The sequence below is a fragment of the Faecalicatena contorta genome, from assembly GCF_022835095.1.
Classification (GTDB): domain Bacteria; phylum Bacillota; class Clostridia; order Lachnospirales; family Lachnospiraceae; genus Faecalicatena; species Faecalicatena contorta.
In genome coordinates this window covers 4,122,494-4,144,964 of sequence record NZ_BQNQ01000001.1, presented here as the reverse complement: position 1 = coordinate 4,144,964, position 22,471 = coordinate 4,122,494, and the positions used below count along the sequence as shown (strand labels likewise).

23 protein-coding genes are annotated in these 22,471 nt (G+C 46.3%); 21 read left to right on the top strand and 2 right to left on the bottom strand.

Going from position 1 to position 22,471, the window contains the following annotated elements; all coding sequences use genetic code 11:
• Positions 1–2: 2 nt before the first annotated feature.
• Complete coding sequence (locus MWG26_RS18550; RefSeq protein ID WP_025656136.1) at positions 3–968, top strand: DMT family transporter; 966 nt, start codon at positions 3–5, stop codon at positions 966–968.
• Here MWG26_RS18550 and MWG26_RS18545 read toward each other — a convergent pair.
• On the bottom strand, positions 925–1,632 hold the full coding sequence (locus MWG26_RS18545) for a FadR/GntR family transcriptional regulator (RefSeq protein WP_117441099.1): 708 nt from the start codon (positions 1,630–1,632) through the stop codon (positions 925–927). The two genes, MWG26_RS18550 and MWG26_RS18545, sit on opposite strands and share 44 nt — an antisense overlap.
• 210 nt (positions 1,633–1,842) lie before the next feature.
• On the opposite strand from MWG26_RS18545, the gene MWG26_RS18540 reads away from it, so the two are divergent.
• The 4 genes from MWG26_RS18540 (at position 1,843) to truA (ending at position 5,251) form a co-directional block, all read left to right on the top strand.
• Positions 1,843–2,694, top strand: coding sequence for an energy-coupling factor transporter ATPase (locus tag MWG26_RS18540; protein WP_117441098.1), 852 nt, complete (start codon positions 1,843–1,845; stop codon positions 2,692–2,694).
• Positions 2,679–3,527 carry an energy-coupling factor transporter ATPase gene (locus MWG26_RS18535; RefSeq protein ID WP_025656137.1) on the top strand — a complete coding sequence of 283 codons (849 nt, stop codon included), beginning with the start codon at positions 2,679–2,681 and terminating at the stop codon, positions 3,525–3,527. The genes MWG26_RS18540 and MWG26_RS18535 overlap by 16 nt, the downstream gene beginning before the upstream one ends.
• A complete protein-coding gene (locus MWG26_RS18530) occupies positions 3,520–4,344 on the top strand; it encodes an energy-coupling factor transporter transmembrane component T family protein (RefSeq protein WP_117441097.1) in 825 nt (274 codons plus the stop codon). Before MWG26_RS18535 ends, MWG26_RS18530 begins: the two co-directional genes overlap by 8 nt.
• Before the next feature lie 130 nt (positions 4,345–4,474).
• The gene (truA, locus tag MWG26_RS18525; RefSeq protein ID WP_025656139.1) at positions 4,475–5,251 is read left to right on the top strand and encodes a tRNA pseudouridine(38-40) synthase TruA; all 777 of its coding nucleotides are present in this window, start codon (positions 4,475–4,477) and stop codon (positions 5,249–5,251) included.
• A gap of 35 nt (positions 5,252–5,286) precedes the next feature.
• On the opposite strand, the gene MWG26_RS18520 is transcribed toward truA, so the two are convergent.
• Positions 5,287–6,144, bottom strand: coding sequence for a MurR/RpiR family transcriptional regulator (locus MWG26_RS18520; protein WP_025656140.1), 858 nt, complete (start codon positions 6,142–6,144; stop codon positions 5,287–5,289).
• A gap of 499 nt (positions 6,145–6,643) precedes the next feature.
• On the opposite strand from MWG26_RS18520, the gene MWG26_RS18515 reads away from it, so the two are divergent.
• The 16 genes from MWG26_RS18515 to MWG26_RS18445 all read left to right on the top strand — a co-directional run bounded on the left by MWG26_RS18515 (position 6,644) and on the right by MWG26_RS18445 (position 22,419).
• On the top strand, positions 6,644–7,957 hold the full coding sequence (locus MWG26_RS18515) for an ABC transporter substrate-binding protein (RefSeq protein WP_025656141.1): 1,314 nt from the start codon (positions 6,644–6,646) through the stop codon (positions 7,955–7,957).
• Between the two features lie 92 nt (positions 7,958–8,049).
• Positions 8,050–8,964: a carbohydrate ABC transporter permease gene (locus MWG26_RS18510; protein WP_025656142.1), complete on the top strand. Its 915-nt coding sequence runs from the start codon at positions 8,050–8,052 to the stop codon at positions 8,962–8,964.
• Positions 8,964–9,839 carry a carbohydrate ABC transporter permease gene (locus tag MWG26_RS18505; protein WP_025656143.1) on the top strand — a complete coding sequence of 292 codons (876 nt, stop codon included), beginning with the start codon at positions 8,964–8,966 and terminating at the stop codon, positions 9,837–9,839. Before MWG26_RS18510 ends, MWG26_RS18505 begins: the two co-directional genes overlap by 1 nt.
• 21 nt (positions 9,840–9,860) lie before the next feature.
• Positions 9,861–10,490 carry an SGNH/GDSL hydrolase family protein gene (locus MWG26_RS18500; protein ID WP_117441096.1) on the top strand — a complete coding sequence of 210 codons (630 nt, stop codon included), beginning with the start codon at positions 9,861–9,863 and terminating at the stop codon, positions 10,488–10,490.
• Positions 10,491–10,492: 2 nt separating this feature from the next.
• Positions 10,493–11,191, top strand: a complete 699-nt coding sequence (locus MWG26_RS18495; RefSeq protein ID WP_025656144.1) for an N-acetylmannosamine-6-phosphate 2-epimerase — start codon at positions 10,493–10,495, stop codon at positions 11,189–11,191.
• 47 nt (positions 11,192–11,238) lie between these two features.
• Positions 11,239–12,132, top strand: a complete 894-nt coding sequence (locus MWG26_RS18490; RefSeq protein ID WP_025656145.1) for an ROK family protein — start codon at positions 11,239–11,241, stop codon at positions 12,130–12,132.
• Positions 12,133–12,581: 449 nt separating this feature from the next.
• Positions 12,582–13,313, top strand: a complete 732-nt coding sequence (nagB, locus tag MWG26_RS18485; RefSeq protein WP_025656147.1) for a glucosamine-6-phosphate deaminase — start codon at positions 12,582–12,584, stop codon at positions 13,311–13,313.
• 91 nt (positions 13,314–13,404) lie between these two features.
• The gene (nagA, locus tag MWG26_RS18480; protein ID WP_025656148.1) at positions 13,405–14,523 is read left to right on the top strand and encodes an N-acetylglucosamine-6-phosphate deacetylase; all 1,119 of its coding nucleotides are present in this window, start codon (positions 13,405–13,407) and stop codon (positions 14,521–14,523) included.
• On the top strand, positions 14,520–15,560 hold the full coding sequence (locus tag MWG26_RS18475) for a hypothetical protein (RefSeq protein ID WP_025656149.1): 1,041 nt from the start codon (positions 14,520–14,522) through the stop codon (positions 15,558–15,560). The genes nagA and MWG26_RS18475 overlap by 4 nt, the downstream gene beginning before the upstream one ends.
• 371 nt (positions 15,561–15,931) lie before the next feature.
• Complete coding sequence (gene licT / locus MWG26_RS18470) at positions 15,932–16,768, top strand: BglG family transcription antiterminator LicT (RefSeq protein ID WP_025656150.1); 837 nt, start codon at positions 15,932–15,934, stop codon at positions 16,766–16,768.
• 14 nt (positions 16,769–16,782) lie between these two features.
• Entirely contained in the window at positions 16,783–17,268 is a 486-nt protein-coding gene (locus MWG26_RS18465; protein ID WP_025656151.1) for a PTS sugar transporter subunit IIA, read from the top strand.
• A gap of 92 nt (positions 17,269–17,360) precedes the next feature.
• Positions 17,361–18,800 (top strand): N-acetylglucosamine-specific PTS transporter subunit IIBC, encoded by a 1,440-nt coding sequence (gene nagE, locus MWG26_RS18460; protein ID WP_025656152.1) that lies wholly within the window; start codon positions 17,361–17,363, stop codon positions 18,798–18,800.
• A gap of 269 nt (positions 18,801–19,069) precedes the next feature.
• Positions 19,070–19,462, top strand: coding sequence for a transposase (locus tag MWG26_RS23085; protein ID WP_081733095.1), 393 nt, complete (start codon positions 19,070–19,072; stop codon positions 19,460–19,462).
• Positions 19,434–19,646 carry a hypothetical protein gene (locus MWG26_RS22950; protein ID WP_330641670.1) on the top strand — a complete coding sequence of 71 codons (213 nt, stop codon included), beginning with the start codon at positions 19,434–19,436 and terminating at the stop codon, positions 19,644–19,646. Before MWG26_RS23085 ends, MWG26_RS22950 begins: the two co-directional genes overlap by 29 nt.
• A 93-nt stretch (positions 19,647–19,739) precedes the next feature.
• Positions 19,740–20,660 carry an ArsR/SmtB family transcription factor gene (locus MWG26_RS18450; protein WP_025656153.1) on the top strand — a complete coding sequence of 307 codons (921 nt, stop codon included), beginning with the start codon at positions 19,740–19,742 and terminating at the stop codon, positions 20,658–20,660.
• Positions 20,661–21,114: 454 nt separating this feature from the next.
• Entirely contained in the window at positions 21,115–22,419 is a 1,305-nt protein-coding gene (locus tag MWG26_RS18445) for an extracellular solute-binding protein (RefSeq protein ID WP_025656154.1), read from the top strand.
• Positions 22,420–22,471 lie beyond the last annotated feature (52 nt).

Genomic DNA, 22,471 nt, shown 5'->3' with positions numbered 1-22,471 from the left:
ATATGGAAAAGAAACCACAGAAGGCAGCAAAGCTGCAGAATCCGGCGGTGATCTGCATCCTTGCGTTAATTTGCTGCGCGCTATGGGGAAGCGCTTTTCCTTGTATCAAAGTGGGGTATGGGTGGTTTGGAATAGAAGGAACCGGGAGCCAGATCTTATTTGCTGGCTACCGGTTCTTCCTCTCTGGAGTGCTCACATTTGTGATAGGATGTATCCTGGAGAAACGGCTCCTGACGATGAAAAAGTCATCAATCCCTTGTATCTTGCGACAGGGAATCCTGCAGACAACCGTGCAGTATTTCTTTTTTTATGTGGGACTTGCGCATACGACCGGCACGAAAGGTTCTATTATCAATGCGTCCAATGCGTTTGTATCAATCGCAGCGGCACATTTTATACTAAAAGATGAAAAGATGACGTGGAAAAAAGGGGCAGGCTGTGCTCTCGGACTAGCAGGAGTCATCGTGATCAACCTGTCGCCCGGCGCCTGGGGGGATGGATTTTCGCTGATGGGCGAGGGCATGGTATTTATCTGTACCGTTGCTTATGGAATCAGCACGGTTATATTGAAAACAATATCTGACAGAGAAAGTCCAATGACAATTACCGCTTATCAGATTTTATTCGGGAGCGTTCTCCTTATTGCAATAGGGCTCGCCCTTGGCGGTCATGTAGATGGCTTTACTGTGAAATCCACAGTGCTTCTGGTCTATATGGCGCTTATTTCCACGGCTGCATTCAGCCTTTGGACTCTGCTGCTTAAATATAACCCGGTGGGCAAAGTGGCCATATACGGTTTTACCATCCCGGTATTCGGGGTGGCGTTGTCCGGTCTCTTCCTTGGAGAGCAGATTGTAACGTTTAAAAACCTTTCCGCCCTGCTCCTCGTCAGTATTGGGATACTTATTGTCAACAGCAGTAAAATTAATCGTAATACAGCGTCCGGTTCCCATCGATACTCTCCCTGACGGAGTCCTGGATCCAGTTGACTGCGCCCTGGGTGTCTCTGTCCCGGATGAAGGTCCAGAGCTTATAATTGTTTTCATACAGGATGGGAATCCCATAAAGTGTACAGAAGCGCTCCCACAGTGTGAACACGGGTGCGCGGAAGGACTGGAAAATCAGCGGGATGAGCGTGTTGTGGGAGAGAAGGGCAAACTCATGCTGAAATTCAAACGCAGCCTGTGAGGCCTCGCCTATAGACTGTGCGTCTTTGATCTGTTCAATCTTATCTCGGAGGAGCTGGATCTCGTCCTCGGTAATCCTGTCGATACACAGCTGTGCAACCAGTGTATCCAACGCGATACGGACCTCCAGGATCGAGCGGATTTCTTCGTTGCGTATTTTTCCGCCGTTGTACTTCATAATGGAAAGAAGCGTGTCCAAAGTACCTTTACGGCGGTAGTCTGCCACGAAAGTTCCCACTCTTGGCTTTACATTCAAAAAGCCTTTTCTTTCCAGCTCCCCGAGCCCGCTGTTTACTACGGCGCGGCTGACCTGCATCATCTCGGCCAGCTGTCGTTCCGGCGGCAGCTTTTCGCCGATTTTTAATTTCCCGGATAAAATAAGATGTTCCAGCTGCTCCACGAAAAGGTCACGGAGAGACGGGGAACTGATTTTCTGAAATTCCATACATTTTCCTCCCGGCATCTTCTTTGTGCATATTATAATATAGAATGAATTCAAAAACAAGAAAATTGGCGTAACCGTTCAGACTTGCCTGAATGGTTATAAATTGGCGGTGGCCTGCTATCAGCAACCAAAACTGCACCTTGCAAAAAGCCAGTTCTTACCGTACAATAGTGAGCAGTAAATACGTTAAAATGGAGGCGTTATCCATATATGAAGATGGTCCGGTCAGAAAAACTGATTTATGAATACGAGAAGCGGGATGAAGAAGGCAATGTCATTGGCATGAACCGCGCGGTCGACGGCGTGGATATTGACATTGCCCCGGGGGACTTTGTTGCCATTCTAGGACACAACGGTTCCGGAAAGTCCACGCTGGCGAAGCACATGAATGCGATCCTGGTTCCCTCGGGAGGAACGATATGGGTGGATGGAAGAGACACGAAGGACCCGCTGGAGCTGTGGAACGTCCGACAGGCGGCGGGAATGGTGTTCCAGAATCCGGACAACCAGATCATCGGTACTGTAGTAGAAGAGGATGTGGGATTCGGTCCGGAGAACCTGGGTGTACCTACAGATGAGATCTGGAAAAGGGTAGAGGACAGCCTAAAGGCGGTCGGTATGCTGGAATACAGGAAACATTCTCCGAATAAGCTGTCCGGCGGGCAGAAACAGCGTGTAGCAATCGCGGGCGTGATCGCCATGGAACCCAAATGCATTGTTCTGGATGAGCCTACCGCGATGCTGGACCCTAACGGAAGAAAAGAAGTCATCCGGACGGTACAGGAACTGCGCAGAAGAAAAAAGGTGACCGTTATTCTGATAACCCATTACATGGAGGAAGTGATTGATGCAGACCAGGTATATGTGATGGACAGGGGGCATGTTGTAATGCATGGGACGCCCCGGGAGATATTCAGCCGGGGGGACGAACTGAAAAAGTACAGGCTGGACGTGCCGCAGGTAACGATGCTGGCAGAGGCGCTCAAAAAGAAGGGGCTAAAGATTCCTTCCGGAATATTACGGACAGAGGAGCTGGTGGAAGCATTATGTCAATTAGGTTAGAACATATCAATTACGTATACAGCCCGGGAACAGCTTACGAAAAGCAGGCGCTCAAAGATATCAGCCTGGAGATTCGTCAGGGAGAGTTTGTGGGGATTATCGGGCATACCGGTTCCGGCAAATCCACACTGATCCAGCATTTTAACGGTCTGATAAAAGCCGGCAGCGGTGCGCTGTATTTTGACGGGAAGAATATCTATGACGAAGGATACAACATGAAGGAACTTCGGAATCAGGTGGGGCTGGTCTTCCAGTATCCGGAGCATCAGCTTTTTGAGGTGGATGTTCTCAGCGATGTATGCTTTGGCCCCAAGAACCAGGGGCTGGCGAAAGAGGTCTGTGAGGAGCGCGCAAAAGAAGCCCTGGAGCTGGTTGGCTTTCCGGAAGAATACTACCATCAGTCGCCCTTTGAGCTCTCTGGGGGACAGAAGCGGCGGGCGGCCATAGCAGGCGTACTGGCTATGCGGCCCAGTGTCCTGGTGCTGGATGAGCCGACGGCAGGTCTGGATCCAAAAGGGCGGGACGATATTCTAGATCAGATCGATTATCTGCACAAGAATACCAATATGACCGTAATTCTCGTGTCTCACAGCATGGAGGATATTGCCAGATATGTGGGCAGGATTATTGTGATGAATGAGGGCGCAAAAATGTTTGACGGGAAGCCGAAAGACGTGTTTGCCCATTACCGGGAACTGGAAGAAGTCGGGCTTGCGGCCCCCCAGGTGACCTATATTATGCACGCCCTGAAAGCGAAAGGTATGAACGTGCGTACGGATGCAACAACAGTGGACGAAGCAGCAGAAGAGATAATGAGGAGTATTCATGGTTAGAGATATTACAATCGGACAATATTATCCGGCTAAAAGTGCAATCCACAGACTGGATCCAAGGGTGAAGATTGTATGTACGCTTTTATTTCTGATATCCCTTTTTATTCAGAGGAGCATTCTGGGTTATGTGGTTGCAACCTTATTTTTAGGCGCGGTTATTTACACGAGCGGGGTACCGTTTAAATTTATTGTGAAAGGTTTGAAACCTATCATGATTCTGCTTTTGATTACGGTACTGTTTAACCTTTTCCTGACAAGGGGCGGCGCAGAGCTGGTGCATTTCTGGATTTTCCATATTACGGAAAAGGGGCTTGAGACCTCTGTATATACGGCGATCCGCTTGATTTACCTGATCATGGGATCGTCCATTATGACGTTTACCACAACGCCAAACTCCCTGACGGACGGGATTGAAAAGCTGCTGCATCCGCTGAATAAGATCAGGGTGCCGGTTCACGAGGTAGCGATGATGATGTCGATTGCCCTGCGTTTCATACCCATTCTTCTGGAGGAGACGGATAAGATTATGAAAGCGCAGATGGCCAGGGGGGCGGACTTGGACAGCGGCAATATGATCCAGAAAGCAAAAGCCATGATTCCCATTTTGGTTCCTTTGTTTGTATCTGCATTCAGGCGGGCAAATGATCTGGCTATGGCCATGGAATCCAGATGCTACCATGGCGGGGAAGGAAGAACCAAGATGAAGCCCCTGGTATACAAAGGCAGGGACCGGGCGGGATATATTATCACAATTTTGTACATGGTATTGGTATTTATTGTGGGGCGCTATGTGCCGTTCCACATATGGATTTTTTAAAAACGCAGTTCCCGGATAGAAAGCGGTTTGGTGCAATGCGCGCCGTGGCATGAGAGGCGGAAGACTCTTGTACGGTTCGCGGATATGGATTAATATAAGGCCAATTTTTACGGGTATTTGGTGAGGGACTATGAAACGGATCAAACTGACAGTTGCCTATGACGGCACAAATTACTGCGGCTGGCAGATTCAGCCGAACGGAATTACGATAGAGGAAGTATTGAATAAAAAACTATCAAAGCTGACAGGCGAGGAGATCCGGGTCATCGGCGCCAGCCGGACGGATTCGGGAGTGCATGCGCGGGGGAATGTGGCCGTTTTTGATACGTATACGACGATCCCGCCCGACAGGCTGGCTTACGCACTGAACCGGCGTATGCCGGAGGACATCGTGATTGTAAAATCCGAGGAAGTACCAGCTGACTGGCATCCGAGGTACTGTGATACTGTTAAAACTTATGAGTACCATATTCTCAATACAAGGGTGCCGGACCCCATCAGAAGACGGATGACATATTTTGTGTCCTACAGCCTGGATTTGGAAAATATGCGCAGGGCGGCGGGGTATCTGCTTGGCGAACACGACTTTGCAAGTTTCTGCAACGTCAGGACCAACGTAGAGGATACTGTGCGTACCGTATATGATCTGGATATTCTGGAAAATGGGGAGGAACTTACGATAAGGATCCGCGGAAATGGATTTCTCTATAACATGGTGCGGATTATAGTGGGGACGCTGCTGAGAGTCGGGCGCGGATTCTACACGCCGGATCAGGTGAAGGATATTCTGGAAGCGAAGGACCGGCAGGCGGCTGGAGTTACTGCCCCGCCTCACGGGCTGATCCTGGTGGGGATAGAGTATGTCCAAAGGGATTCCCGAAAAAATAAAAATGGCGTTATTCCATAATAAAGATGTTTTATGGAATAACGTCGTTTTTGTGTCTACATCATCTTTTCTGTAATGATCTGAGATGTCTTTTTCTTATTTTCCAACGCTTTGTCGCCCAGTTTTTTATAAACTTCGGCATATAAGATATCGATTAAAAAGAGCTGGGCCGTCTTTGCGGCAATCGAACCGCCTTCCATTGGCCCTTCGTTGGCTCCGCATAGCAGGAGGATATTGGAATACTGGGCGGCGGGCGTCTTAAGAAACATGGTAATAAACACGACGGATGCCCTGGCGCTGTGGCATATCCTTGCAATCTCAATACAATCCTTGGTGATGCCGGAATTACAGAAAATGACGGCAAGATCCCCTTCTCCAAGAAGGGCGGCCTGTGTCAGCTGCATATGTGCGTCTGAGTTGTAGATGACATTGGGCAGTATTTTCATAAACTTGTTGCGGGCTTCGCTGGCGCTTGTCCCGGAACCGCCGAATCCAAACAGGTTGATGCTCCTGGCAGACAACATGAGGTCCACGACCTTTGGGATTGCGTTGAAGTTTAGCGTCTCAAATGCCTGGTCCAGTGCAACATTATATGCCTGGAGAACTCTGGCGGCAGTATCCTTGCAATTGTCAGTGTCCGCCACGTCGATCAGTTCCTTTTTAGAGAGGGATTCGGGGGTGGAAGTGCTGAGCGCCAATGAGAGTTTGAAATCCTGATACCCTTTTAATGACAGTGTACGGCAGAAACGGAATACACTAGTCTCCCCGACATCGCAGAGCTTGGAAAGATCGGTGATAGTTGAGCTCAGAGCGGTCTGGGGGGAAGACAGTACAAAATCAGCGACTTTCTTTTCTGCTTTAGTCATTTTGGAATATCTGCTTGTGATTTCGGTCATAAGATTCGTGGTAGCCATTGTGAAACCTCCCTCATAGTGATACCCGGGAGTATCTTGCATTACATTCCCGGGGCAGGTATGCAGTAATCTGCGCATTTTTTAAACCTTATTCTGCAGCTTAGCTGCAGACCCGCCCGCAGGGCATGAGTTACGGGATGCCCTTTGGGTATAGTAATATTTTACATTAAAAAAAATTTCCTGTCAATCGTCAAGAATGGCTAAAAAGATGTCAAAACAATATCAATAAACTCGTATAAAAAATGAAAAAAGAAAAAATTTTTATTTTATTTTTAAAGTTATAAAACAGTTAAAAAAACAATTTATTGGTTAAAAGAACCAAAAAGATACCTTAAAAACTGTTGATTATGTACTGTTGACAATAAGAATGGTGAATGATAAAATTATTTCAACAAGTAAAAACAATATCGCGGATTTGAAAAAAATAGTTCATTAAAAATAAAATAAAAAAATTTCTTTCAAAAATATCTGCGATATCAAAGGGTGAAGGAGGAAAAACATGAAAAAGAAGATTGTAAGTGTCTTATTGTGTACGGCGATGGTTGCAGGGATGCTGGCAGGCTGCGGCGGAGGAAAAGCGAAGGAAGATACGTCCGCTTCAAAGGACGGCAGCGGCAAGCCATACGCAGGAGAAAAGCTGACGGTTCTGTATATGTCAAGTGTATATGCAGATGCAGCCAAGTCCATGGTGGATGAATTCGAAGAGCAGACGGGTGCAACGGTAGAGGTGGTTGACTTCCCTTATACCACTCTGCATGAAAAGGCGCTGCTGGATCTGACCAGCGGAACAGGCTCATACGATGTGATCGATGTTGCCAGCCAGTGGGACGGAGAATTTGCACCATACCTGACGGAACTCACTGATTTTATAGAAAAAGATAACTACGATATGGATGAATTTATCGAAAAGGTTCTGGAGAACTCCGGTAGCTGGCAGGGTAAAATCACAGGAATTCCAAACGCAAGCACTCCACAGCTTTTTGCTTACAGGACAGATCTGATGCCGGACGGCATCCCGGATACATGGGAGAAGTACAGAGAAGCTGCAAAGGCACAGACCAAACCGGATGAGGGCGTATATGGTATTTCCGTATCTGCTACGACCGGCCAGCTTGGCGGTGTGTTTGACTATGTGCTCTGGTCCATGGGCGGATCCTGGGCGGATGAGGACTGGAACGTAACCATTGACTCACCCGAGACAAGAGAGGCGCTGGAACATCTGAAAGAGATTCAGAACTATGCGGATCCAGCTATCTTATCCTGGGGAACAGAAGAGTCAATCAAGGCATTCCTGGATGGCAAAGCAGCTGTGTGCGAGACATGGCCCACCTTGGGACTTGTACAGGCAGCTGATGATGAGTCACAGTCCAAAGTAGTTGGAAAATGGGCGCTGGGAACCATTCCTTATGACAAGACCGGAACCACTCTGCTGAGTGCATGGGATTTATCTATACCTGCAAGCTCCAAGAATCAGGAACTTGCCTGGGAGTGGGTCAAGATGTACACGAGTGCTGAAAAGCAGAATCAATTCTATGAAGACTATGGCATCCTGTCACCGAGAAAAGCATTCTGGGAGCAGGACGGCATCAAAGGCACCTATATGGATACTGTAAGAGAAGCTCTGGATACAGCAAACCTGTGGTGGAGAATTCCGGCTTCAACAGAAGTAGATACCATGCTCAACACCGTTGTCAGCGAATATATGTCAGATCAGATAGATCTTGAAACGGCTGTCAGCAAAATGAAAAAAGGTATAGAAGATGCATTGAAGAATGCACCGCCTGAAGAAGGTACAAAGAACTATAATCTGTAATTACTATAAAATTGCGGAATAGATTACCTGCGGATTTATAACCTGCAGGTAATCTTCTTTCAAGAAAGGACTGAAAATAAAGCATGGCTAAGATGAAAAGAACGAAAAGTGCCGCTCCTGTGATCCGAAAGAGCAGAGGCGATAAGTTTGCATCATGGATGTTCCTGGTTCCTACCATGATTTTTCTGGGGATTACTGCGCTGCTTCCCCTGCTGTATTCCCTGTATCTAAGTTTTTTCAGGTTGAAACTGAACCTGCCGAATGCGGTGCCGGAATTTATCGGATTCGGCAATTATATCAAGATGTTCAGTGACCCCACATTGCTTACAAGTACTGGAAATACTCTGCTGTTCGCAGTTGTATCGGTGGCACTGGAGGTAGTGATCGGTCTGTTTCTGGCCATGGCTCTCTGTTCCGACAAGATGTGGGCAAGGATCTGTACCTCTATTTTCCTGATCCCCATGATTATGGCTCCGGTGGCTGTCGGTACACTGTGGCGTATGATGCTGGATTCCTCCACCGGGATTATTAACTACTTCCTGAGCTTCCTTGGGATTCCCAGTATTACCTGGCTGAGCACTCCAAATACGGCCATGCTCTCTGTAATACTGGTGAATGTATGGCAGTTGGTTCCCTGGGTAACGATTATCTGTGCAGCCGGACTGAAAGCGCTGCCGTCAGACTGTCTGGAGGCTGCTTCTGTAGACGGCGCGACCAACGGCCAGATTTTCAGAAAGATTGTTCTGCCGATGATGAGTCCGGTACTGACTGTTGTCGTAATGCTCAGGTTCGTAGACGCATTCAAAGTATTTGATACGGTTTATGTTATGACAAACGGAGGCCCCGGCAGTGCAACAGAGATGCTGCCGAACTACATATACAAACAGGGGCTCAAATTCTTTGATGCAGGATACTCCGCATCTCTTGCCATCATTTTTGTAGTTGTGATGACAGTGGTAACGATGGGATTCCTGAGGTTGAGAGACAGAATGGAGGAGAACTTGTGATGAATAGAAAAAAACACAGAAAGCTGCCAACCATTGACAATATTATCGGAAATTTTGCCGGAAAGCCGGTTCGGGTAGTTTTGATTGTCGTCAGCATGATACTGATCCTCTTTCCATTATACTGGCTTCTGACCAGTTCATTTAAAGTGAAGGCAGACTATCTGGCCAGCCCTCCCGTACTGATTCCTAATCAGCTGACCATGGAGAGCTATGAGAGTGTCTTTGGAAAAGACCAGCTTGCAATGCACTTTTTAAATACATTTGTTGTTGCGGCAGTATCCACAGTTATATCCGTGCTTCTTGGAAGTATGGCTGCATACTCTGTCGCGCGCGGGTCAATCGGTAAAAAGGCGAGGAAGTATTTTGGTCTGTGGTTTATGATCCAGAAAATGTATCCCGCCATTGCGACGGCGATACCGGTGTATCTGGTAATGAGAACTCTGCATCTGATTGATACGAAGACGGCTCTGATTATTATGAACACAAGCTTCAACCTGCCCCTTGTCATCTGGCTGATGATGGGATTTTTTGAACAGCTTCCCAATGAATTGGAGGAATCGGCCATGCTGGACGGGTGTGGATTCACAAAACGATTTTTCTATATCATTTTTCCGATTACGAAACCAGGTATCATTGCTTCTGGGATCCTGGCATTTATTGGGGCATGGAATGAATTTTTATTTGCCGTAATCCTGAGTGTAAATAAATCCAAGACACTGCCGGTAGTCATTGCCGGTTTTATCACGGACCGCGGACTGGAATGGGGGCCAATGGCGGTTACAGCTGTAATCACGCTGGTACCAGTACTGCTGATCGTATGGGCGGCACAAAAGAATTTCGTGCAGGGCCTTGCAATGGGAGCGGTAAAAGGATAACGAGATTGGAAAGGCGGAACCATGAGGAAAAGAATTGTTTGTTTCGGAGATTCGAATACCTGGGGATATGATGCAGTGTCGGATGGAAGGTTTCCGGATGAGATCCGATGGACCGGCCGGCTCCGGGAACTGCTGGGAGAGGAATATACGGTAATAGAAGAAGGACTCTGCGGAAGGACTGCAGTATTTGATGATCCGCTCAATGAGGGAATGAATGGACTGGCTTATCTAAATCCGTGCCTGATGTCCCATTCTCCCATAGATTATTTGATAATTATGCTGGGGACAAATGACTGTAAGGAGCGTTTTTCAGCGACACCAAAGAATATTGCAGACGGGATGAAGCGTCTTATAATGAAAGCAAAACATACGGATGCGTGGCGTGAAAATCAGCAGATCCTCCTGCTGGCTCCCGGGCCGATCGAAAAGGCTTGTGAGACTTCACCTGTGGCGGGGGAGATGGGAATATGCAGTGAAAAGTCGGAGAAGCTGGCGGCGGAATATAAAATCTGCGCAGAATTATGCGGATGTGATTTTATAGATACTGCGGATATCGTCACGATGAATCAGATTGATTACATGCATCTTGACGCCCAAAGCCATAGCAGACTGGCTGAAATGCTGGCGAAATTTATCAGAGAGAAGGTGTGACATTGAATAAGGGAATCGAACAAATGAAGGGAAGGCTGATCGTTTCGTGTCAGGCTCTTCCTGAAGAACCGCTGCACTCCTCCTATATTATGGGCAGGATGGCCGCGGCGGCGAAAGAAGGCGGCGCAGCAGGAATCAGGGCGAATACGAAGGAAGATATCACGGAGATAAAAAAGAATGTTGACCTGCCGATCATAGGAATCGTGAAGAGAGACTATGCGGACAGCGAAGTGTATATTACGCCTACGATGCGTGAGATCGAAGAATTGATGGCAGTGGGGCCCGAGATTATAGCCCTGGACGCGACAAGTTCGCTGAGGCCGCAGGGGAAGACTCTGGAGGAATTCTATCAGGAAGTACGCAGTGCCTATCCAAGCCAGCTGCTGATGGCAGACTGTTCCACGGTGGAGGAAGCACTGCATGCGGACCGGATGGGATTTGACTTTATCGGTACAACCCTGGTAGGATATACAAAGCAGAGCCGGGGCCTGAAGATCGAGTCTGATGACTTTGCGATTATCAAAGAGATTATGCGCAGTGTTTCCCACGAGGTTATAGCGGAAGGGAATATCAATACGCCGGAAAAAGTGCGCAGAGTGATGGATCTGGGGGTTTACAGTGTGGTAGTAGGCAGCGCCATTACCAGGCCGCAGATTATTACAAAGCAGTTCGTGGAAGCATTAAAAAATAGGCAGGTATAGGGTTCAGTTATATTAGAAACGCTGTACTGGTACTGCGGGGTGAGAGCATGAGATACTACATAAGCATTGATATAGGCGGTACATCTATCAAATATGGTCTGCTGGATGAAGAAGGCAGAATATTGGAAAAGAGCAGCATAGATACGGAAGCTCACCGGGGCGCGGCTGCAATATTGGAGAAGGCAGGGCGGATCATCGATCTGTACCGGGAGAAACAGGAGATATCCGGTATCTGCATCTCCACAGCGGGTATGGTGGACTGTGAAAAAGGAGAGATCTTTTATTCGGGAGAGCTCATCCCCCATTACACAGGAACACCGTTTAAAAAGGTGCTCGAAGAAACATACGGCATCCCCTGCGAGGTTGAGAACGATGTGAACTGTGCGGGGCTGGCGGAGTATAAGAACGGAGCGGCCTCCGGCAGTCGGGTGGCAGTCTGCCTGACACTGGGAACAGGCATAGGCGGATGTATTCTGATTGACGGGAAGGTCTTCCATGGGTTCAGCAGCAGTGCCTGCGAGATTGGATATATGAACATGTACGGCAGTGATTTCCAGACGCTGGGAGCCAGCAGCATACTGAGCAAAAATGTAGCAGAGAAAAAACAGGAGGATCCGAAAGTCTGGCCGGGAATCCGCATTTTTGAAGAGGCCGGTCGCGGGGATGCGGTCTGTATAGCCTCAATTGAACATATGGCCGAGATTCTCGGGGAAGGGATAGCCAATATCTGTTATGTAATGAATCCTGAGGTCGTGGTTCTGGGCGGCGGCATTGCGGCCCAGGAAGCGTATCTGAAACCATTGGTTACGAATCAGCTCCGGAGGTTTTTAAAACCAGTTATCTTTGAAAAAACCAGGTTGGAATTCGCAAAACAGCGCAATGACGCGGGGATGCTGGGCGCTTTTTATCACTTTCAAATGCGGCGGCAGGAATGCAGTTAAGCCCTGCTGGGCTGCTGAGTCTTTGCCTTACGGCGGCTGTATATTCTGGTCAAGGTTTATAAAAGCGATACCGTTATACTGTCAAAATGTTCATGATGATCATGCTTGACAATCGGTCAGCAGTTTGTTAGTATAAGGGTAATCTAAAAGACTGGGTTGTTACTTAAAGAAGGCAAAACCAGATTTTCGGAGGATAAGGGCTACCTTTATACTCTGAAAATCTGGTTTTTTTATCGAAGTAGGAAGGTGTTCAGCACTTTTCTATTCGATAAAAAGCCCTCCCGGCGGGATGTGCACTGCAGCGTAAGGAGCAGAAACCGCTGTGCGGCCGCAGCAGGTGCGGGTTTTGCAAGCGAAACTCTAATTTTTGAGTTCCTGCTTGTGCAGGAAGCAGGCAGCGGTATATAATAGAACCGGAATCAAATAAGTGATAGTGGAGGAAAAAAACTATGAGAATTATCGAAGCAAAAGATTATGCCGATATGAGCAGAAAGGCAGCCGGTATCATTGCCGCACAGGTTGTTCTGAAGCCAGAATGCGTACTGGGGCTGGCAACAGGATCTACACCGATCGGCGCATATGACCGTCTGGTGGAGATGTACGAGGCAGGAGACCTGGATTTTTCAGGAGTATCCACGGCGAACCTGGATGAATATAAAGGACTTGACAGAGAAAATGACCAGAGCTATTACTATTTCATGCATAAACATCTGTTTGACCGTATCAATATTGATCCGGCGCGCACCAATGTACCGAACGGCATGGAACCAGACTCCGGCAAAGAATGCAGAAGATATGAAGAACTGATTGAATCATTGGGCGGGGTGGATTTACAGCTTCTCGGCCTTGGGCACAACGGGCACATCGGGTTCAATGAACCGGCGGAAGTGTTTGACAAAGAGACCCACTGTGTGGATCTGACAGAAAGCACAATCGAAGCAAATAAACGTTTCTTCGCATCTGTGGATGATGTGCCGAGACAGGCGTATACTATGGGTATCGGGACCATTATGCGCGCCAGAAAGATTCTGGTAGTAGCAAGCGGAGAGGATAAGGCAGAGATTGTGGCAAAGGCATTCTACGGCGATGTAACACCTGCAGTTCCGGCATCCATTCTGCAGATGCATCCCGATGTTACGGTTGTTGCAGACGCAGCAGCATTATCTAAGATCCCAAGATAGCTTACAATGCCGGCAGCAGGCCGGCGCTGCAGACGCAGTATCTGGAAGTACAGCGGCCGGGCATTGCAGGCGGGGAAGAAAGAAGGTAAATATGATTATTAAAAATGTTCATGTTTTCGGAGAAGATCAGACATTCACTCCGGGCGAGGTCGTAATAAACGGTGATAGGTTCGCTGCTCCTGGAGAAGGAGGAAGTGAAGTGATCGACGGAGAGGGCTGTTTTGCAATCCCGGGACTCGTGGATATTCATTTTCACGGCTGTGTGGGAGACGACTTCTGCGATGCCAGCGTGGATGCAATAAGGCATATGGCTGAATATGAGGCGTCCATCGGTGTCACTTCAATCTGTCCTGCGACAATGACCCTGGCCGAGGAAGAGCTTCATAAGATCATGAAGACAGCGGCCTCCTACGAAGGCGGAAGCGGTGCGAAGCTGGTGGGCATCAACATGGAAGGGCCGTTTATCAGCGAGAAGAAAAAAGGGGCCCAGGCAGCAGAGCATATCCGTAACTGTGATAAGGCATTGTTTGATCAGCTTCAGAAAGAGTCCGGCGGACTGATTAAGCTGGTAGACATTGCGCCGGAAAATGACGGGGCAATGGAGTTTATAGAGAAGGTAAAGGATGAAGTGGTCGTATCGATTGCGCATACCACAGCGGATTATGATACTGCGGCCGAGGCTTTGGAAAAGGGCGCAAGCCATGTTACACATCTCTACAATGCGATGCCGCCTCTCAACCACCGTGATCCGGGAGTTATTGGTGCGGCCAGGGATGACGGGGACTGTCATGTGGAACTGATCTGTGACGGGGTTCATATCCATCCTTCTGTAGTGCGTGCCACATTTGCCATGTTCGGCGCGGAGCGGGTCATTCTAATCAGTGACAGTATGCGGGCAACAGGGCTTACGGATGGAGAGTACACCCTGGGCGGTCAGGACGTATATGTAAAAGGACCGAAAGCAACCCTAGCGGACGGCACAATAGCAGGTTCGGCTACGGATCTGATGGGCTGCCTGAAAGTGGCAGTGCAGCAGATGGAGATTCCGTTGGAGGATGCGGTTGCATGTGCAACCATGAACCCGGCAAAGGAAATCGGCATCTATAATACATGCGGCAGTATTACACCAGGAAAAGCGGCGGATTTAGTTCTTTTAGACCAGGATCTGAATGTAAAAGCTGTTTATGTAAATGGGAGAAAACAAGCATGAATTTTATCCGAAAGCATCAGAAGGCGGTCTTTATTGCAGGGTTAGCGATTATATTTCTCGTGATTCTGGCTTACTGGCAGCGGCAGATTACACTTTCTAATGCCACGGCGACAAAGCTGAAGGATGAGCCGCGTAATAGCGGAGAAGTGGTATCTACGTTCTATTATGACCAGCTGACGGCAAAAGAAGCGGCGGTATATGATCTGATGAGAGAAAAGCTCGACCGCATGGAGGGCGGAGTGGTGACATTTCCGGAGGCCATGAGCGGGCCGGAATACCTGCGGGTAACGACGGCGCTGGAAGATGAAGGGTACAATTATTTTTACGGCTTCTATGACATTCCTATGACGGAAGAAGACATCTATGTGAAATATAAAGAATCCGACCTGACGACAGTGAAGGATAAGGTGATTCGTAAGGCCATTCTGTTCTTATCCTGTGCAGAGGGGATTAACCGGGCAGGTGAATACGGGGAAGACGGAAAGGTACAGAATCTGGCGGCGGTTCAGGAAGGCCTGTCGGTGAACTCGGAGGAAAAGGTCTCGGAGATCGTACAGACGCAGAATGAAACAGAGGAAATTCTGGACAGCATTATGAAAGAACTTCCGGCAGACTATGGGGAGAAAAAGACGGTGGATTATTTTTTGTCCTGGCTGGATGAGAATATGTCCTTTGCGTCCGGCATAGAGGAGGAAGCATCCTCTGTCTCTTCGATGGAGGAAGTGTTTGACGGTGTTTACATTTATAACAGCCTCTCGGCAGTTACCAGGAATAAAGCGACTTCGCTGGGGTACGCAAAGATCTTGTCCGAATTATGCGGCAGGGCAGGAATGGAATCACACGTTGTGCTTGGGATGTGGAATAAAAGCCGGAGTATCCAGCAGAGTTATGTATTCTGTGCAGTAGATATGAACGGTCAGACAATCTATGTGGATGCCAGCGGGGCAAAAGGCTCCGATCTGGGAGACCAAAAGTATCTGACGCAGCAGGAAGCCATGAATCATATGAAATTTGTGGAATACTTCATATATGATTGATTTGGTAGATTTGCACGAAAATATTAAAAAAATATAAACATTATAACCAAATTATAAATTACTTCACTGCAAACGGTTGACAACTGTGAATAATTTTGTTATAGTTTAAACATCAAATGAATAGTAATGGATTGTTACTGTTTGGCAGGCAAAACCAGATTTTATAAACGGATCAAAAGGTCATGTTTATAGGGTTTGGTTTTTTTTGTTTTGTAAAATCCGCCGTATCTGTTCCGAACAGTTACAATGCAGACTAGTTTCTAAGGGATTTCTTCCAGAAATGTCTTATGAGAACCTAATAGTAATCTGAAAAAACTGGCAACAATAAACAGGTAAGCAGAAAATTTGTTAAAAAGGAATGCAGGGCTATTATGGTAATTGAAAAGGTTATAAATAATAACATAGTTTCCGCCTATGATGATACGGGAAAAGAAGTTGTCATTATGGGACGCGGCATAGGCTTTGGCACAAAGCCCGGGCGGGAGGTGGCGGAGCAGAAGATTGAAAAAATCTTTCGCATCAAGAGCCAGAGTTTAGCGGATCAGTTCAAGGAGCTGCTTGCAAATATGCCTCTGGAGCATGCGCAGATATCTAACGACATTATCTCTCATGCGAAGAAGCACCTCAAATTAAAGCTGAACCAAAGCATATACGTTACACTGACAGACCATATCAATTTTGCGATTGAGCGGTTTACGCAGGGGATCAAACCTGAAAATGCGCTTCTCTGGGAGATTAAAAGATTTTATCAGCAGGAGTACCAGCTGGGGAAATATGCGGTGGATATGATCTGGGAGAGACTTCATATTGCACTGCCGGATGACGAGGCCGGTTTCATAGCGCTTCATTTTGTAAATGCAGAGTACGGAACGGACATCAGGGACGCCCTGAACTTTCCAAATCTGATGAAAGATATACTCGATATTGTCAAGAGTGAACTGAATATGGAGTTTGATGAAGATTCGCTCCACTATGAAAGATTTGTCACTCATGTGAAGTTCCTTTTACAGAGAGTATATCGAAAAGAACTGCTTCCCAATGAGGAAAGCGAGCTGGCGGAGATGATGATGACCAAATATCCAAGAGAATATGCGTGCAGCAGAAAAGTTGCAGATTATATAGAAGATGCAACAAACAGTAAGATATCCGGAGAAGAAATTATGTATCTGGCCATCCATATCCGGAGAGTCACGATGGCAGAAGAATAAAAGGAGGAAGAAAGATGTTTCATTTTTTAAAGAAAAAAGATTTAAAGCATATGTTGGGAGCACCTGCAGCGGGCAGGGCTGTTTCGATTAAAGAGGTAAATGATCCTACATTCGCCGAGGAGATTCTAGGTAAAGGCGTTGCAGTGATTCCTTCAGAGGGCAAAATCTATGCACCGGCCGATGGTGAAATCGGAATGGTATTCGACACACTTCATGCTGTCAGCTTGACAACAGAGTACGGTGCAGAGGTTCTGATCCATGTAGGCCTCGACACGGTGAAAATGAAGGGAGAAGGCTTTGAGGGCCATGTGAAAGCCGGTGACAAAGTGAAAAAAGGCGACCTTCTTCTGACGGTGGATCTGGAGAAAGTTAAAGCAGCCGGATACGATATCATAACTCCGATGCTGATCTGTAACACCGGAGACTATGCATCTGTGGAGGCAATGGCTGATAAACAGGTAGCAGCAGGGGACGACGTTCTTTCTGTAGTAGAAAAATAAGCCGCATAGCGGGGCGTATTTTATCCGGCAGCGCGCCGGTTTAAAATAAATGGGATTATATCAATCAAAGGGATTCAAGAAGGAGGAAAAACATGAAGTATTTACAAAGACTAGGTAAATCCTTGATGCTTCCGGTTGCATGTCTTCCGGTAGCGGCTATTCTGATGGGAATTGGTTATTGGATTGACCCGTCAGGCTGGGGGGCCAACAACATTGTCGCAGCATTCTTGCTGAAAGCTGGGGGAGCTTTGATCGACAATATGGCGATTCTGTTTGCAATCGGTGTTGCTGTTGGTATGTCTGATGACAATGATGGTACGGCAGGCCTTGCAGGACTTGTTTCATGGCTGATGATTACAACGCTGTTATCCACATCCGTTGTTGCAATGTTCAAAGGTGTGGAAGAGGCAGTTGTTCCTGCCGCATTTGGAAAGACACAGACACAGTTTATCGGTATTCTCTGTGGTTTGATCGGAGCGGCTTGCTACAACAAATTTAAGTCAACTAAATTACCCGATGCGCTGTCATTCTTCAGCGGCAAGAGATGCGTTGCGATTGTAACGGCAGGCGCTTCTCTCGTAGCAACTATCATACTGTACTTTGTATGGCCGGTAATTTATGGAGCACTCGTAGCATTTGGTGAGGCTATCATGAGCACAGGAGCAATCGGAGCAGGTATTTACGGCTTCTTCAACAGACTGCTGATTCCGTTCGGCCTGCACCACGCACTGAACTCCGTATTTTGGTTTGATGTTGCCGGCATCAATGATATCGGTAAGTTCTGGGGCACAATGGAGGGCGGTATCTTAGGCCAGACAGGTATGTATATGTCAGGTTTCTTCCCGGTAATGATGTTCGGTCTTCCGGCAGCTGCACTGGCTATGTACCACACAGCAAAAGAAAACAAGAAGAAAGTTGCGGCAGGTCTGTTAATGGCAGCGGCATTATCTTCCTTCTTCACAGGTGTTACCGAACCTCTGGAATTCGCATTCATGTTCCTTGCACCGGCGCTTTACGCGATCCACGCCCTGTTAACAGGTATTTCTATGGCAATTGTAGCCCTGCTGCCGGTACGTGCGGGCTTCAACTTCAGTGCGGGCTTCGTAGACTGGTTCCTGAGCTTCAAAGCTCCGTTCGCAGAAAACCCGCTGTACCTGATTCCAATCGGACTTATTGTAGCTGTTGTTTACTACATTGTCTTCAGAATCGTTATTGTGAAGTTCAACCTGAAAACACCGGGACGTGAGGACGATGATATAGATGAAGCAAAAGTACAGCTTTCCAATGACAACTTCACAGAAATCGCGAAAATCATTCTGGAAGGCGTAGGCGGCAAGGAAAACGTTACATCCGTTGACAACTGTATCACAAGACTTCGTCTTGAAATCAAAGATTATACAGCAGTAAACGAAAAGATGATCAAATCAGCAGGCGTTGCAGGCGTAATCAGGCCGAGCAAAAATGCTGTTCAGGTCATCATAGGAACAAAAGTACAATTCGTAGCCGACGAATTTAAGAAACTCTGTCAGTAGGTTTTGATGATGGTGGGTTTTGGATGGGGGGACGCTGCGTGGAATTGAAATATGCCTGTTCTGGATGCGGAATTAGGGCATAAGTGCCGCTAATCAAAATCGGAGCCGGCATACTGAACACCGCCGACACTTGCGAGAACTCTGATGAATTCTCACTTCGGGTCGGTTTGGGGCTGTCGCACTAAGTAATTAGTGCACAGCTCCTTTTTCATGCAAAAAACACAATTGCCAGGCTTCGGAAAGCCTGGCAAAAGGTGTAAAATATATTTATGCAAATAAAAAATCTCTTACAAAAGAATTATACTCTGGCAACTAGTTTTTATCAACTAAAATTGTCGCTAAATATTGATTGCATAATCCCAGATAATGATTCGGTGCGTCTACTAAGTCAATTCGTAAAGGAGATGGGTATTTCAGATTTATATAGGATTTATTTCCGAATTCGAAAAAATACTGCAACGCCACGACAGATGCTGAAGATTATGATATATGCTTACATGAATAAACTCTACTCATTTCGCGACATCGAAACAGCATGTCACAGGGACATCAATTTCATGTTTCTTTTGGAGGACGCACCAGCGCCTGATCATGCTATAATCGCACGATTTCGTACCATTCATTTTGCTCCAATTGAAAAAAATTATGGTGGAAGTCAGTAACTATCTTTATGAAATAGGAGAAGTTTCTGATGAATCCATTTTTATTGATGGTACGACAATCGAAGCAAATGCAGATAAGTATACGATATTGATGTGTGAAGAGCTGATTAAAGTAACGATTACCTGGGTGCGGTACAAAAGCTATAAGTGGCTGAAAGATGTCACACGGGAAACTAGTTATTGATAATCAGGGAGAAAACGAGCTAGACAATTTTTTAGGATGCTATTATAATTAAAGAAATAAGAATTGAATGAAAAAAAGAAAAGCGGTGACCATATGGCAAAATATATAGAACTGAGTGCAGATGCTCCGGAGAAGCTATGCACAGTAGCGAAAGCACTTTCTTCGCCACTTCGTATCGAGATTATCAAATTACTTTATACCAATAGCTATAATGTAAGAGAGATTGCAGAAAAGCTCTCACTTCCTGCGTCCAGTGCAGGACTTCATGTAAAAACATTAGAGGAGGCTGGACTAATCAATACCGAGCAGCAGCCCGGTGAGAGAGGAAGTGCGAAGGTGTGCAGCAGGAAAGGGGATTTGGTGACCATTCGCCTGCACAGTCTGGAAGATAAAACAAGCAAGGTAAAGACAATCAGTATGCCGGTAGGTGCTTTTACCGATTGTGAAATCTATCCGACATGCGGAATTGGGACCGAATGGGATATGATTGGGAATGAAGACAAGCCTGAAATGTTTTATTCTCCGGAGCGCGCAGATGCACAGATTCTATGGTCTTCAGCAGGATATGTAGAATATCGTTTTTCCAACCTTGTGCCCGAAGGCAAAGAGATAAAGCGGATTATGGTATCGGCAGAGATTTGTTCCGAAGCGCCTAATTATCGTGAGGATTGGAAGTCAGACATTACATTGTGGATGAATGGCATAGATTGTGGAACATGGACCAGTCCAGGTGATTTTGGAAAGCGCAGAGGGAGGCTTACACCAGAATGGATCAAGGAAGGGAATACCCAATATGGTCTTTTGGTAAGCTGGAGCATAGATGGTGATGCATGCTATGTAAATGATACGAAAGTGGGAGAGAGTGCCCTGGCAGGGATGGAGATCGAGAATAAGCCATATATTACGGTGCGGTTTGGCAACAAGCCGGATGCAAAATATGTAGGCGGGTTCAATTTTTTTGGCAGGAAAGCAGGAGACTATGCACAGGATATCGTTATGACGATTGAATACTAACTAATAATATTAATAAAAAGTGCGTTTTCGTATCAATTGCGGGGACGCATTTTTTAAATTATTAAGAAAGCTAGTGTACTGGCACATTGAGATTTATCTTAATAGCGCAGAATAAATTTTTAGATTCAGTATGTAAAAAAGCATAGGCGTAGTGGGGCTACGCTTATGCTTTTTACATACTGAATCTGGAAATTTAGCCTAGTTATTAGGTTGAATATCAATGAGACAGTGCACTAGTAAATGATAGAAACAAGGATCTTGAGAGAAAGGTGTAAAACGAATTAAAACAATAAATATGTTTTTAATTATAGAATAACAGGGGATATATTGTACAAAAAGTATAAAATAAACAATAAATATGTTGACATATATGCAAAATAGTGGTAATGTACAATTAAAGAAACAAAAAAACTGTTCTAAATAAAAGAGGATATTTAAAAAGGAGGAAAAGTGTATGAAAAGAAATTTAAAAGGTGCGGTTTCTGTCATGGTGGCAATGGCTATGTTGTGCGGTCTGACTGCATGTTCGGGTGGTGAAAAAAAGGCAGACCCGGAGAACAAGGATGGGACAAAAACAGAGAGCCAGATAAGTGACGGGAAAAAGATTGATTTTTGGAATTTTTTTACCGGACCTGACGGGGATAATATGAACAAGATGGTTGAGGAGTTCAATAAGACAAATCCGGAGTATAAGATCAATAATATTACAATGGCCGGAGGAGATATGTACCAGAAGATTCCGACAGTTGTGAATTCAGGTGAAGGCGTGCCTGATCTCTGTATCGTAGATGTGGCACGTGTGCCGATGTTTGTAGATCAGGGACTTTTAGAACCAATGGATGAGATTCTGGAAAGCAAGCCGGAGATTAAAAAAGAAAATTATCGAGATGCTGTATGGAATACAGGAAATATAGACGGAACACAATATTCCATCCCTCTTGATATGGGAGTGACCGGACTTTTATATAACAAAGAGTTAGTAGAGAAATATGCACCAAACGTGCTGGATGACAATGTGGTTACCGTAGACGAAATCATGGAGATTATTCCGGATGCAAAAAAAGACGGCATCATTACACTTCCTGTTTCCTTCTTTACCTATGAGATGGCATTATCCTTGGCGGCACAGGAAGGTGGGTTTATCTTTAAAGAAGACGGCGTGACACCAAATTTGAACAGTCCTGAGATGAAAAAAGCTTATGAGACATTGATTGCGATTCAGGAAGCCGGAGGCGGAAGTGAAGACGGTGATGATAACTTGCAGCTCTTTATCAACAATATGTCTATTTTCTGTCATACAGGGGTGTGGGATTACAATGCACTAAGGAAGGCAGAAGATTTGGATTATGGAATGACCAACACCATTGCATACTCACCAGACAAGATCGTTAACTTTGCAAATTCAAACCAGTTCGTCTTATTCAAGAGCGAGGAAAGAACAGACGAAAAGAAAGTAGTCATCGCAGATTTTCTTGACTTTGTAAGAGAAAATACTATGGAATGGGCACGAAGTGGTCAGGTTCCGGCATCCAGAGGTGCAGATGATGAGGCAGAGTTTAAAGAAATGCCGGGATATTTCTATGTTTCTGATCCGGCAGAAGAAGATACCATTACTTTCCGCAGCTACAAATACGGCGGAATTGCTGACGACGCTGTATCCGAGGTACATATGGAAGCGCTCTGGGGAAGAATGGATCTTGGCGAGATGCTGGAACAAGTGCAGCAAAGGACAGTAGATAATATTGCCCAGCAGCAATAATAGAATTGTACTTTTGCGTTATACCAGGGTGACACGCGAGTACATTACAAGT